12 protein-coding genes are annotated in these 13,274 nt (G+C 71.3%); 7 read left to right on the top strand and 5 right to left on the bottom strand.

The genetic code is table 11. The features are described from left to right. The 6 genes from ACGFIV_RS28155 to ACGFIV_RS28130 all read left to right on the top strand — a co-directional run bounded on the left by ACGFIV_RS28155 (position 1) and on the right by ACGFIV_RS28130 (position 6,841). On the top strand, positions 1-660 hold the full coding sequence (locus tag ACGFIV_RS28155) for a TetR family transcriptional regulator (protein ID WP_358560760.1): 660 nt from the start codon (positions 1-3) through the stop codon (positions 658-660). 20 nt (positions 661-680) lie between these two features. Continuing rightward, a complete protein-coding gene (locus tag ACGFIV_RS28150) occupies positions 681-881 on the top strand; it encodes a 4Fe-4S domain-containing protein (protein WP_358560758.1) in 201 nt (66 codons plus the stop codon). Next, positions 878-2,062 carry an NAD(P)/FAD-dependent oxidoreductase gene (locus ACGFIV_RS28145; protein ID WP_392838168.1) on the top strand — a complete coding sequence of 395 codons (1,185 nt, stop codon included), beginning with the start codon at positions 878-880 and terminating at the stop codon, positions 2,060-2,062. The genes ACGFIV_RS28150 and ACGFIV_RS28145 overlap by 4 nt, the downstream gene beginning before the upstream one ends. 19 nt (positions 2,063-2,081) lie before the next feature. Further along, positions 2,082-3,275: a cytochrome P450 gene (locus ACGFIV_RS28140; protein WP_358561122.1), complete on the top strand. Its 1,194-nt coding sequence runs from the start codon at positions 2,082-2,084 to the stop codon at positions 3,273-3,275. A 40-nt stretch (positions 3,276-3,315) separates the two neighbouring features. Further along, positions 3,316-3,510 carry a ferredoxin gene (locus tag ACGFIV_RS28135; protein WP_358561125.1) on the top strand — a complete coding sequence of 65 codons (195 nt, stop codon included), beginning with the start codon at positions 3,316-3,318 and terminating at the stop codon, positions 3,508-3,510. A 781-nt stretch (positions 3,511-4,291) separates the two neighbouring features. Next, on the top strand, positions 4,292-6,841 hold the full coding sequence (locus ACGFIV_RS28130) for a discoidin domain-containing protein (protein WP_392838167.1): 2,550 nt from the start codon (positions 4,292-4,294) through the stop codon (positions 6,839-6,841). A 146-nt stretch (positions 6,842-6,987) separates the two neighbouring features. On the opposite strand, the gene ACGFIV_RS28125 is transcribed toward ACGFIV_RS28130, so the two are convergent. Then, on the bottom strand, positions 6,988-7,665 hold the full coding sequence (locus tag ACGFIV_RS28125; protein WP_392838166.1) for a cytochrome P450: 678 nt from the start codon (positions 7,663-7,665) through the stop codon (positions 6,988-6,990). A 46-nt stretch (positions 7,666-7,711) separates the two neighbouring features. On the opposite strand from ACGFIV_RS28125, the gene bla reads away from it, so the two are divergent. Further along, positions 7,712-8,704 carry a class A beta-lactamase gene (gene bla, locus ACGFIV_RS28120; protein ID WP_392838165.1) on the top strand — a complete coding sequence of 331 codons (993 nt, stop codon included), beginning with the start codon at positions 7,712-7,714 and terminating at the stop codon, positions 8,702-8,704. A gap of 159 nt (positions 8,705-8,863) precedes the next feature. Here the strand turns inward: bla and ACGFIV_RS28115 are convergent, their stop codons facing one another. The 4 genes from ACGFIV_RS28115 to ACGFIV_RS28100 are packed head-to-tail and all read right to left on the bottom strand — an operon-like array spanning position 8,864 to position 13,268. Then, entirely contained in the window at positions 8,864-9,667 is an 804-nt protein-coding gene (locus tag ACGFIV_RS28115; RefSeq protein ID WP_392838164.1) for an SDR family NAD(P)-dependent oxidoreductase, read from the bottom strand. 33 nt (positions 9,668-9,700) lie between these two features. Beyond that, entirely contained in the window at positions 9,701-11,128 is a 1,428-nt protein-coding gene (locus ACGFIV_RS28110) for an NAD-dependent succinate-semialdehyde dehydrogenase (RefSeq protein ID WP_392838163.1), read from the bottom strand. Further along, a complete protein-coding gene (locus ACGFIV_RS28105) occupies positions 11,125-12,231 on the bottom strand; it encodes an NADH:flavin oxidoreductase/NADH oxidase (protein ID WP_358557183.1) in 1,107 nt (368 codons plus the stop codon). The genes ACGFIV_RS28110 and ACGFIV_RS28105 overlap by 4 nt, the downstream gene beginning before the upstream one ends. Continuing rightward, a complete protein-coding gene (locus tag ACGFIV_RS28100; protein ID WP_358557180.1) occupies positions 12,228-13,268 on the bottom strand; it encodes a zinc-binding dehydrogenase in 1,041 nt (346 codons plus the stop codon). Before ACGFIV_RS28100 ends, ACGFIV_RS28105 begins: the two co-directional genes overlap by 4 nt. Positions 13,269-13,274: the final 6 nt, after the last annotated feature.

The raw sequence follows: 13,274 nt of genomic DNA, 5'->3' as shown, positions 1-13,274 counted from the left end.
ATGGACGGCAGGACGTTCCGAGCCGAGCGGGTCAGCGCGACGCGGGAGCACATCCTGGAGGCCGCCGAGCGGTTGTTCGCCGAGCACGGGGTGTTCGCCGTGTCCAACCGTCAGGTGAGCGAGGCCGCCGGACAGGGCAACAACGCGGCGGTCGGCTACCACTTCGGCACCAAAGCCGACCTGGTGCGGGCCATAGCGCGCAAGAACGCCGAGCGGATCGAGGGCATCCGCCGGCGGATGGTGGCCGAGGTCAGCGGCTCCACCGAAGTACGCGACTGGGTGTCCTGCCTGGTGCGTCCGGTCTGCGAGCACCTGGCCGCCATGGGGAACCCGACCTGGTTCGCCCGGTTCGGCGCGCAGGTGATGACCGACCCCGCACTGCGCGACATCATGATCGAGGAGGCTCTCACCTCGCCCACGCTCGTCCAGATCGTCGACGGGCTGCACCGCTGCCTTCCCGCGCTCCCGGCCGAGGTGCGGGCCGAGCGCGGCGACATGACCAGTCACCTGATGGTGCACGTGTGCGCCGAGCACGAACGCGCCCTGGCCGGCGGTAAGCCGACCCCCCGCTCCAGCTGGCACGGCGTCGCGAACGGGCTGATCGACGCGATCGTCGGGCTGTGGTCCGCGCCCGTGACGCCGGACGCGCGCATCCCCTGAGACAGGAAGGAAGCAGATCTGTGAAGATCAGCGTGGACGAGGGCAAATGCTGCGGCGCGGGCCAGTGCGTACTGCTCGCGCCCGAGGTGTTCGACCAGCGCGAAGACGACGGCATCGTGATCCTGCTGGCGGCGGAGCCCGCCGAGCACCTGCGCGCGAGCGTGCGTGAAGCCGCCGCCGTCTGCCCCGCCGCCGCCATCGAGCTGAGCGAGAGCGTGTGACCGATCCGTCCGGCGTCGTGGTGGTCGGCGCCTCCGCGGCCGGGATCGCCACCGCCGAGGCGCTGCGCCGCAAGGGCTACCGGGGCGGCCTGAGCATCCTGGGCGCGGAGCCGCACCTGCCCTACGACCGTCCGCCGCTGTCCAAGCAGGTCCTGGCCGGCGCCTGGGATCCTGACCGGGCCCGGCTACGGCCCGAGGCGGCGCTGGTGGCGCTGGACGCCGAGTTCGTGCTCGGCGACGCGGCCGTCGGCCTGGACACCCGGACGCGCACCGTCCACACCGCGTCCGGACGTGCCCTGCGCGCCGGCGCCGTCGTCGTCGCCACCGGACTGCGGCCTCGCACGCTCGCCGGGCAGGCCGGGCTGTCCGGGGTCCACACGCTGCGCACGCTGGACGACGCCCTGGCGCTGCGGGCGGACCTGCTGGCTTCCTCGCGATGCGTGGTCGTCGGCGACGGGGTGCTCGGCGCCGAGATCGCCGCCACCGCGCGAGGGATGGGACTGGCCGTCACGATGGCCGGCCCTCAACCGGCGCCCCTGGCCGGCCCGCTCGGACCGGCGATCGCGGGGCTGCTGGCCGAACTGCACACCGAGCGCGGGGTGCGCCTGCGGCTCGGCGCCGCCGTCAGCGGGCTCGCCGGGCAGGGCGGGCGAGTCACGGGCGTGCGCCTGGACACCGGCGAGGTGCTGCCCGCCGACGTGGTCGTGGTCGCGGTCGGGGCCGACCCGGCGACCGGCTGGCTCGCCGGCAGCGGCCTGCGGCTGGACAACGGACTGGTGTGCGACTCCCGCTGCCGCGCGGCCACAGGCGTCTACGCGGCCGGCGACGTGGCCCGCTGGCACCACGACACGGCAGGCACGTCGCTGCGGCTGGAGAACCGGACCAATGCCACCGAACAGGCCGACCTCGTCGCGGCCAACATCCTCGGCGACGACCGGCCCTACCGGCCCGTCCCCTACTTCTGGACCGACCAGTTCGACGCCAGGATCCATGTCCACGGGACGCCGTCCGCCGACGCGGAGGTCATCGTCGTGGAAGGCGACCTGGCCGCGCGCCGCTTCGTCGCGCTCTACCGCCGCGACGGCACGATCACCGCCGTCCTCGGCTGGAACATGCCCAAGCAAGCTCGCCTGCGCCGCCCGCAGATCGGCGACGCGGCCGGCCGCGCTCCAACACTGTGACTTCGAAAGGAATCGACCGATGACAGAAACGGTGGAGTTCTTCCCTGGCACCAGGGCGGCGGGCTGCCCGTTCGATCCGCCTCCGGCGCTGCTGGCCCTGCAAGGGGACGGCCCGCTGGCGAAGGTCAAGCTGTGGGACGGCAGCACACCATGGCTGGTGACCCGCCACGCCGAGCAGCGGGCCCTGCTGGCCGACCCGAGGGTCAGCGCCGACATCACCCGCCCCGGCTATCCGAGCCACACCCCGTACACCGGCGGGTCCCTGAGCTTCATCATGATGGACGACCCCGAACACGCCCGGCTGCGGCGGATGGTGACGGCTCCGTTCGCCATCAAGCGGGTGGAGGCCCTGCGCCCGGCCGTGCGGAAGATCGTGGACGACCTCATCGACGACCTGCTCGCCGGCCCGAAGCCCGTCGACCTGGTCGAGGCGTTCGCCCTGCCGGTGCCCTCGCTGGTGATCTGCGAACTGCTCGGGGTTCCGTACGCCGACCACGACTTCTTCCAGGACAACAGCAAGACCGTCATCAAGCGCAGCGTGACGCCCGAGCAGCGGGCCGCCGCGTCCGGCCGGCTGACCGAGTACCTGAACGAACTGGTGGACCGCAAGCTCGCCGAGCCCGGCGAGGACCTGCTGTCCCAGCTCGCCGGACGGGTCAGGGCCGGGGAGCTGTCGCGCCAGGAAGCGGCCCAGATGGGCGTGCTCCTGCTCATCGCCGGGCACGAGACCACCGCGAATATGATCGCTCTCGGCACGCTGGCCCTGCTGCGGCACCCCCGGCAACTGGACCTCCTGCGTGACGGCGACGATCCGAAGCTGGTCGCCGGGGCGGTGGAGGAGCTGCTGCGCTACCTCAACATCACCCACAGCGGACGCCGCCGGGTCGCGCTTGAGGACATCGAGATCGCCGGCCAGGTGATCCGCGCCGGCGACGGGCTGATCATGCCGAACGACATCGGCAACCGCGACCCCGCGATGTTCGCCGACCCCGACGAGCTGGACATCCGCCGCGACGCCCGCCTCCACGTGGCCTTCGGTTTCGGGGTGCACCAGTGCCTCGGCCAGCCGCTGGCCCGGATGGAGCTCCAGGTTGTCTACAGCACCCTCTACCGGCGCGTCCCGACCCTGCGCCTGGCGACGGATCTTGACCAGATCCCCTTCAAGCACGACGGGCAGGTCTACGGCGTCTACGAGCTCCCCGTGACCTGGTGACGTCACCGGCATCCGCAGCAACGGCAATCGAGGGGATCTCGTGAAGATAATCATCGATCAGGACAAGTGCGTCGCTTCGGGGCAGTGCGTGACGGCCGCCATGGACGTGTTCGACCAGCGCGACGAGGACGGCATCGTGGTGCTGCTCAACCCCACCCCGCCCGCCGAACTGGCCGGCGACGTCCGCCAGGCCGCGGCCGTGTGCCCCGCGCTGGCCATCCACATCGAGGAGTAGCGACCGGGCCGCGCCGTGCGCCTGACGAGCCCCGGGCTCCTCGGTCCCCTGCCGCCGGCCGCCGCACCGCGCGGGAACGGCCGAGCAGCCGAGAAGCGTGGCGTATGACGTAGATCCAGGGCACTGGGCCTGTCCTTCGGTTCGAGGGGGGAGCCGGGACGCCAAAAGGGGGAGAGCGCTCTCCTAGAGAGTTATCCGTGCTGTCACGGGTTGTCAAGGTGGAAGCGCGCCCAATCAGAACCGATGGTCGAGGCCGTTGGCGGACGGAGGTCCGCCGACGGCCTCCGTCACCTGGGCGGGAATCGAGCGCCCCGGCCATCACGCTCCTGAGGGACGACATCCGGTCGGCCAGGTTTCCGGCGGGTAAGCAGCACGTTTCTTCCGTGTTGAAAGATGAGCCTTGACACCGATCGCTCGTGAAGGGCACTCTCATGTCGGAGAGCGCTCTCCCCACTCCTGTCGCCCGTGCGGCAGGCATCCCCTTTCACGAGGAGAGATCGTGTATCCAGGTCGACGTTCGGGCCGGTTCCCCTTCGGCGAGCTGGAACGCGGTCCGATCACCGCCATGACGGCCGGCTCCCGGTCCACGGCGCCCGCCGTCGGCGTCCGCCCCCCCTCCCCCGGCGCGGCACCTCCTACGGCTAGTCGCTCCCAGATGCCGAACACCCCGCCCTCGCGAGCGGTGCCCGATCCACCGGCCCTGGCCGAGCACCGTACGCATCCGTGGGCGGGAGTCGCCCCCGCACCCCCCCGTACCTTCGAAATGTGGAAACGGAATGACATGAGACTCCGATCCATCGGGACCGCGCTGGCGGTCCTGGGCGCTCTACTGGCCGTACCCGCGGTCGCCGCCCCGGCGCACGCCGCAGAGACCCTGCTCTCGCAGGGCAAAACCGTGACGGCCTCGTCCACGGAGAACGCCGGCACCCCCGCCGCCTACGCCGTGGACGGCAACACCGCCACCCGCTGGTCCAGCGCCGCAAGCGACCCGCAGTGGCTCCAGGTGGACCTCGGCGCCGCGGCCCCCATCAGCAAGGTCGTGCTGAACTGGGAAGCCGCCTACGCCACCGCGTACAAGGTCCAGTCCTCGACAGACGGCACGAACTGGACCGACCTGAAGTCGGTCACCGGCGGCACCGGCGGCACCGAGACCTGGACGGTGACGGGCAACGGCCGCTACGTCCGGATGCTCGGCAGCACCCGCGCCACCGGCTACGGCTACTCCCTCTGGGAGTTCCAGGTGTACGGCGACACCGGCGGCACCACCGGCCCGTGCGACACCGGCAACGCCGCGCTGAACAAGACCGCGACCGCCTCCTCGCAACAGGGCGCCGACCTGGCCGCGAAGTACGCCTTCGACGGGAACACCGGCACCCGCTGGTCCAGCCTCTCCAGCGACCCGCAGTGGGTGCAGGTCGACCTCGGCTCCGCTCAGGACATCTGCAAGATCGACCTGAACTGGGAGGCCGCCTACGGCAAGAACTTCGCGATCCAGGCGTCGGCCAACGGCACGACCTGGACCGACCTGAAGACGGTCACCGGCGGCACCGGCGGCAACGCGTCCTACGACGTGACGGGCAACGGCCGCTACGTCCGTGTCTACGGCACGGCCCGCGGGACCGGCTACGGCTACTCCCTGTGGGAGGTCGCGGTACACACCAAGACCGGGGGCGGCGGGCCGCAGCTGCCGGGTGGCGGTGACCTCGGCCCGAACGTGAAGGTCTTCGACCCGTCCATGTCGGGCCCCACCATCCAGGCGCAGATCAACCAGATCTTCACCCAGCAGGAGGCGGCGCAGTTCGGTGAGGGACGCTACGCGCTGATGTTCAAGCCGGGAAGCTATGACGTCAACGTCAACACCGGCTTCTACACCTCGGTCTACGGCCTCGGCCGCAACCCCGACGACGTCACCGTGAAGGGCGTCAGCGTCGACGCGGGCTGGTTCAACGGCAACGCCACCCAGAACTTCTGGCGGTCGACCGAGAACCTGTCGGTCGCCCCCTACGACGGCACCAACCGCTGGGCGGTCGCCCAGGCCGCGCCGTTCCGCCGGATGCACATCAAGGGCGGGCTGAACCTGGCGCCCTCCGGCTACGGCTGGGCCAGCGGCGGCTACATCGCCGACAGCAAGATCGACGGCACGGTCGGGCCGTACTCGCAGCAGCAGTGGTACACCCGCGACAGCAGCATCGGCGGCTGGACCAACGGCGTCTGGAACATGGTCTTCTCCGGCGTGGAGGGCGCTCCGGCCAACGGCTTCCCCGAGCCGCGGTACACGACGCTGAACAACACGCCGATCAGCCGCGAGAAGCCGTACCTGTACCTGGAGGGCAACGCCTACAAGGTGTTCGTCCCGAGCAAGCGCGTCAACGCGCGCGGCACCACCTGGGCGGGCGGCGCGACCCCGGGCACGTCCATCGGGATCGAGCAGTTCTACGTCGCCAAGCCGGGCGTCACCGCCGCGACCCTCAACCAGGCTCTCGCCCAGGGACTGCACCTGCTGTTCACCCCGGGCATCTACCACCTGAACCAGACGGTCAACGTGACCAGGGCGGACACCATCGTCATGGGTCTCGGACTGGCGACGCTGGTCCCCGACAACGGCGTCACAGCGATCAAGGTCGCCGACGTGGACGGCGTCAAGCTCAACGGCTTCCTGATCGACGCCGGCACGGTCAACTCGCCCACGCTGCTGGAGATCGGGCAGCAGGGCGTCCACACCGACCACTCCGCCAACCCGACGTCGATGCAGGACGTGTTCGTCCGCGTCGGCGGGCAGTTCGCCGGCAAGGCGACGACCAGCGTGGCCGTCTACAGCGATGACGTGATCATCGACCACACCTGGCTCTGGCGTGGCGACCACGGCAGCGGCATCGGCTGGAACGTCAACACCGCCGACTACGGCCTGCGGGTGTACGGCGACGACGTGCTCGCCACGGGCCTGTTCGTCGAGCACTACCAGAAGTACAACGTGGAGTGGCTCGGCGAGCGCGGCCGCACCATCTTCTTCCAGAACGAGCTCCCCTACGACCCGCCGAGCCAGGCCGCGTACATGAACGGCACAGTCAAGGGCTGGGCCGCCTACAAGGTGGGCAACGCGGTCACCACCCATGAGGGCTGGGGCCTCGGCAGCTACTGCAACTTCACCAGCGACCCCGCCATCGAGGCCGACCACGGCTTCGAGGTCCCGGTGAAGCCGACCGTGAAGTTCCACAGCGTGCTCGTCGTCTCCCTCGGCGGCATGGGCAAGTACAACCACGTCATCAACGACACCGGCGCCCCGGCCTCCGGCACCGCCACCATCCCGTCCACCGTCACCTCCTACCCGTGATCCCGGCACCCGCTCCGTCCCAGCGGTGACACACGGCCGGCGCCCCCCGATCGACTCTGACCGGGGGGCGCCGGTGGCGTCGCGGAAACTTCGCACACGGCCTGGGCACATTTCCGATCATGAACGAGCGGCTCACACGGATGAGGTCATCCGCCCGTGGTCACTTGCATGGCGACGGGCCGGTAGACCAGACCATCGGTCCAGGTCACCGATTCGGGTGACGCGGTCAGGCGGAGGGCGGGCCGCCGGGTGACCAAGGCTCTGATCGCCTCGGTGAGCTCGACCCTGGCGAGGCTGGCGGCCAGGCAGCGATGCGGGCCGTAACCGAATGCCACATGCGGGTTCGGGGGGTGGTGGACGAAGCGGTGGATGTCGAACCGCCCCGGCTCGGGAAACGCCTGCGGATCGTGGTTGGCAGCGTTCAGGTTCGGCATGACGACCGTCCCGGCGCCCAGCGAGCCACTAGGAAGGTCGATGTCTTCGGTCACCCGGCGCATGAAGGCGCTGGCGGGCGGCCCGTCGAAGCGGAGGATCTCCTCGACCGCGGTGGCCGTGAGGGCCGGGTCCGCTACCAGCTCGGCCCACTGGCCGGGGTGGAGGAGCAACCTGAAGACACCGCGGGCGATCATTGAGGCCGTCGTCTCGTGACCGGCCGTGATGAGGGAGAAGACGGTGTTGACCAGCTCTCCTTCCGACAGCCGGTCGTCCTCGTCCCTGGCCTGGATGAGCAGGTCGACAAGGTCATCGCCGGGCTTGGACTCGTGGAACGTACGAAACGCCGTGCCACCCGTCAACAGCTCCGGCCCGCCGTCGCATCGGGGCATCTGCTTTGCTCCTACTGTCTGACATACGGCAAGCAAGGGATTTGACATGCGATACTTCCGCGCCCGCCGGCTCGCGGCCGCGCTGCCCGCGACCGCCTTGGCGATCTCCCTCCTGTCCGGTTGCGTCCTCGGCGCGAAAACAGCCTCGACCGCGCCGCCGGCGGCGGCCCCGGCGGCCCCAGCGGCGGCAACGGCGCTGACTGCGGCAACGGCGCCGGCGGCGGTTTCGGGAGAGGCCCAGGTCAGGAAGGACCTGCGCAAGCTGGAGGTGTCCTTCAAGGGCCGCATCGGCGCGTACGCCATCGACACGGCCACCGGCAAGATGGTGACGTATCGGGCGGGCGAGCGCTTCCCGTTGCTGTCCACCTTCAAGGCGCCCCTCTGCGCGGCCGTGCTGCACAAGGCGCGCACCTCCGAGCCCGGCCTGATGAGCAAGGTCGTCAAGTGGACGGCCGCCGATCTGAAGCCCAACTCGCCGATCACCGAGAAGCACGTCGAGGACGGCCTGAGCGTCGCGCAGCTGTGCGAGGCGGCCGTCACGCTGAGCGACGGCACCGCGTCCAACCTGCTGCTCGCGCAGATCGGCGGGCCCGCCTGCCTGACGAAGTACTTCCGTACGCTGAAGGACCCGATCTCCCGTATGGACCGCCGGCACCCCGAACTCAACGACTGGACCCCCAAAGAGAAGCGCGACACCACCACGCCCGCGGCCATCGGCCGTGACCTGCGCGCGCTCACGACTGGGAAGGCGCTGCACGCCAAGGACCGGGAGCAGCTCAACGCCTGGCTGATCGCGAGCAAGACCGGCGACGAGCGCATCCGCGCCGGCCTGCCCAAGACCTGGACGATCGGCGACAAGACCGGCACCAACTCCTCGGGGTTCGGCGGTGGGAACGACATCGCCGCCATCTGGCCCGAGAAGGGCGCCGCGCCCCTCATCATGGCGATCTACACCAACCGCTCCGCAGGTCTCGCCACCGACAACAAGGCCATCGCGAAGACCGCCACCATCCTGGCCCGCGGGCTCGGCAAGCTCTGAGGCCCAGCCGGGGGACGAAGATGCGCGTGGCGGGGCCGACGTAGCGGCGACCGTGTTGCCGGCCGTCGCCGCCGTCCTCTATCTGGCGGAAGGAACCCCTGACTCTGTCCGGGCAGGTGGCACGGTGGCGCGCCTGCGAAGATGCCGCGAAGCCGGTGCTCAGTAGAGGGCGCGGACGCTGCCGCCGTCGACGCCCCAGACCGATCCGGTCACGAACGACGACAGCGGGCTGGCCAGGAACACCATCACGTTGGCCACCTCCTCGGGCGTGCCGAGCCGGTGCAGGGGGAGCTGCCGCAGCCGCATCTCGTGCTCGACGGCCGCCATCGGCTCCAGGCCGTGCAGCTCGGACAGGGTGTCGGCGAAGCCACCGGGCTTGGTCCAGAACGGCGTCCAGATGGGCCCCGGGGCCACGGCGTTGACGCGGATGTGCGGACCCTCGGCGCGGGCCAGCCCCTTGGTGACCGCGAGGACGGCCGCCTTGGAAGCGGCGTAGTCGATGGGCTGGGTCTCGGGCTGCCGGGCCAGGTCGGAGGCGTTGTTGATGATCACCGGGGAGTTCCGCGAGGCACGCAGGTGCGGCAGCGCGGCCCGGCTGACCCGCACGTAGCTCATGAAGTTGAGGTTCATGGTGCTCAGCCACTCGTCATCGGTGAGCTGGTCGAACGCGCGGACCGCGCCGGTGCCCACGTTGTTGACCAGGATGTCGAGGCCGCCGAGGATGTCGAGCGCGGCTCCGACGGCGGTCTCGCAGCCGGTCAGGGTCGAAAGGTCGGCAGTGACGGGGCCGAAGGCGCCGCCGGACGCCCCGGTCTCGGCCGCCAGCTCTGCCAGCAGCTTCTCGTCATGGTCGGCGGCGACCACGTCGGCGCCTTCGGCGAGCATGGCGCGCACGACGGCCGCTCCGATGCCGGAGGCCCCTCCGGTCACGAGGACCTTGCGTCCTTCGAGGTTCACTTGCATTATCGCTCCATTCGGGTGTTATGGGGTCGTGCGTCACACATCGGCGGCGATGTACTTGGTCTCCAGGAACTCGTGGATGCCGTCGAATCCGCCCTCGCGCCCGAGGCCGCTCTGCTTGTATCCGCCGAACGGCGCGGCCGGGTCGGACAACACGCCCCGGTTGACCGCGACCATGCCGGATTCGAGCCTGTCGGCGACCTGAAGCCCTCGGCGCAGGTCGCCGGAGTAGACGTAGCTGATGAGCCCGAAGGGGGTGCCGTTGGCGCGGGCCACCGCCTCCTCCTCGTCGTCGAACGTCACGATCGGGGCGACCGGCCCGAAGATCTCGACGTCGAGGATGTCCGCGTCCGGCGCGACGTCCGCGAGGACCGTCGGAGGGTAGAACGCGCCCGCCCCGGCCGGCACCGAGCCGCCGGAGACGGGCCGCGCTCCGGCTCCGGTGGCGCACTCCACCAGCTCGGCGACCTTCCCGCGCTCGGCGGTGGACACCAGCGAGCCGATCTCGCTGGACGGGTCGAGGCCGGGTCCGACCTTCAGCCCTGCCATTGCGTTCGCGAGGGCCGAGGTGAACTCCTTCGCGACGGACCGGTGGACGTAGAAGCGGTTGGCCGCTGTGCAGGCCGCACCGCCGTTGCGCAGCTTGGCCACCATCGCTCCCTGGACGGCGGCGGTGACGTCCGCGCCGGCCAGCACCAGGAACGGCGCGTTGCCGCCGAGCTCCATCGACGTCCGCACGACCTGGTCGGCCGCCTCGTGCAGCAGGACCCTCCCCACCTCGGTCGATCCCGTGAACGACAGGTTGGTGACGCGCGGGTCGTGCAACATCTCGCGGACCCGCTGGGCGGTCGGGGCGGCGACGACGACGTTGACCACGCCGTCGGGGACCCCCGCGCGCCACAGGACGTCGGCGATCGCCAGCGCGGTGAGCGGGGTCTCCGTGGCGGGCTTGAGCACGACCGAGCACCCGGCCGCGAGCGCCGGCCCGATCTTGCGGGTTGCCATCGCGGCGGGGAAGTTCCACGGGGTGATGAGCAGCGAGACGCCGACCGGCTGGTGGGTGACGATGATGCGCTTGTCGCCTCCCGGCGCGAGCCGGTAGTCGCCCTGGACGCGGACGGCCTCCTCGGCGAACCAGCGGAAGAACTCGGCGGCGTAGGTCACCTCGGCCCTGGCGTCGGCCAGCACCTTGCCGTTCTCGCGGACGATGAGCTCGGCGATCTGGCCGGCCTCGGCGGTCATCAGCTCGAAGGCCCGCCGCAGGATCTCGGCCCGCTCTCTCGGGGCGCGCGCGGCCCAGGGCCCGAGCGCCGAGGAGGCGGCGTCGACCGCCTGGGCGCACTCGTCCTCGCCGGCGACGGCGACCTCGGCGATGGTCTCGTCGAGCGCCGGGTCTCTGACGGGGACGGTCGAGGTCCCCCCGACCCATTGGCCACCGATGAACAGCTCGGACCTGTACTTCACGACGCCTCCAGCTCTTGTGAATCGATGCGCCGGTGCCCCGGCTTGGCACGCTCGTACTGCACGGGCCACGGCACGGCGGCCCCCACCGCGCCGGCGGCCCGCAGGGCCCAGTGCGGGTCGCGGAGCATGGCCCTGCCGAGGAGCACCGCGTCGGCCTTTGCCGAGCCGATGAGCGCCTCGGCCTGTTCCGGCTCGGTGATCCTTCCGACGGCGGCGGTGCGCACGCCCGCGCCCTCGCGCACCGCGTGGGCCAGGTCGCTCTGGTACGCCCCGTCGGCGGGGATCTCGGCGTCGGGCACGAGCCCGCCCGAGGAGCAGTCGACGAGGTCGACGCCCAGGCCGGCCAGCCTGCGGGCGAACCCGATCGACGACTCCAGGTCCCACCCGCCGGGCACCCAGTCGGTCACCGAGACGCGGACGAACAGCGGGCGGTCCGCGGGCCATTCCTCGCGCACCGCGGCGACCACTTCGAGGGGGAACCGCATCCGGTTCTCGTAGGACCCGCCGTACCGGTCCTGCCGCCGGTTGCTCAGCGGGGACAGGAACTCGTGCAGCAGGTATCCGTGGGCGGCGTGCAGCTCCACGACGTCGAACCCCGCGTCCAGGGCCCTCGCCGCGGCGGCGGCGAAGGCGCGCCGGGTGGCGTCGATGTCGCCGAGGGTCATGGCCGCCGGAGCAGGGAGGTCGCCGTAGGGAACGGCGGACGGCGCCAGCGTCGGCCAGCCGCCCTCCGCGGGCGGCACCCACGCTTCGCCGGTCCACGGCGTCGAGGTCGACCCCTTGCGCCCTGCGTGGGAGAGCTGGATGCCGAGCGGCGTCTCCTGGCGGTGCGCGTACCGCACGACCCGCGCCCACGCCTCGGCCTGTTCGTCCGACCACAGCCCGGCGCACTGGGGGCTGATCCGCCCAGCCGGGGTGACGCCGGTGGACTCCGCGACGATCAGGCCGGCGCCGCCGCTCGCGAGCGCCCCGAGGTGGACGAGGTGCCAGTCGCCCACGACCCCGTCCACGGCCGAGTACTGGCACATCGGTGACACCCAGGCACGGTTGCGGAAGGTCGTGCCCCGGACGGTCAGCGGCGTGAACAGGTGTGAGGTGCTCACGTACGCCGCCCGCCGTCCGGGCTGAGCATCACCTTGGCGTGCCGGGCCGAGTCCCGCGCGGCCGAAAGGGCGGCGGCGCAGTCCTCGAACGCGAACACGTCGGACACCAGCGGTTCGAGGTCGAGCCCGGTGCGGTCGAGCAGCCGCAGCGCCGGCTCCCAGATGTGCGGCGGGGCTCCGGTGGACGAGAGCACCCGCAGGTTGTGGTTCTGGATCTGGTGCAGGGAGACCTGGGCCGACCGCCGGTGCGACAGGCCCATGAACATCAGCCGCGCGTCCCGGGCGGTGACGTCGAAGACCGCGGCCTGCGCCGAGGGGGCGCCCGACGCCTCGACGACCAGGTCCGCGCCCCGGCCGCCGAGGGCCCGCAGCACGCTCGCCGCGGTGTCCTCATCGTCGGTGACCTGGACACAGTGGTCCGCGCCGAGCGCGCCTGCGATCCTGAGCCGTTCGCCGCTGGGATCGACGGCGACGACCCGCGCGCCCAGGCTCCGGGCGAGGCCGACCATGGACAGCCCGATCGCGCCGCATCCGAAGACCGCGACGGTGTGCCCGGCGTCGGCTCCCCCGGCGGTACGCAGGCCCTGCAGGCAGCAGGCGAGCGGTTCGACCAGGGCGGCGCGCAGCGAGGAGACGGCGGGGGGCACGGCGAAGCACATCGTCTCGGGCACGGTGAAGTTGTCGGCCATGGCACCGTCGGTGGACACGCCGAACCAGATGTTGCCGCCGAGCGAGCCATGGCCGATCACACGGTCGCCGGGGCGGAACCGCGAGACGCGCGGGCCCGCCTCAAGGACCACTCCGGCCCACTCGTGGCCGAGCACGTGCGGGAACTCGACCTCGAAGCCCGGGTCCATCACTCCGAAGATCTGTTCCAGGTCCGATCCGCAGATGCCGACGTAGTCGGGGCGGACGCGCACGGCGTCGGCGGCCAGTGGTGGCGTGGGCAGCAGGTCGCAGCTCACCGTGATGCCGCCCGCCCCGCGGTGGACCACCACGGCCCGGCGCGGCGCGCTCGCTTCGTGGGTCGTCGTCAACAGTCC

This window comes from Sphaerisporangium sp. NPDC049003 (assembly GCF_043197795.1).
Taxonomy (GTDB): Bacteria; Actinomycetota; Actinomycetes; order Streptosporangiales; family Streptosporangiaceae; genus Sphaerisporangium.
Note: the sequence above shows the minus strand (reverse complement) of the source record. Positions and strands in the feature narration are given on the sequence as shown.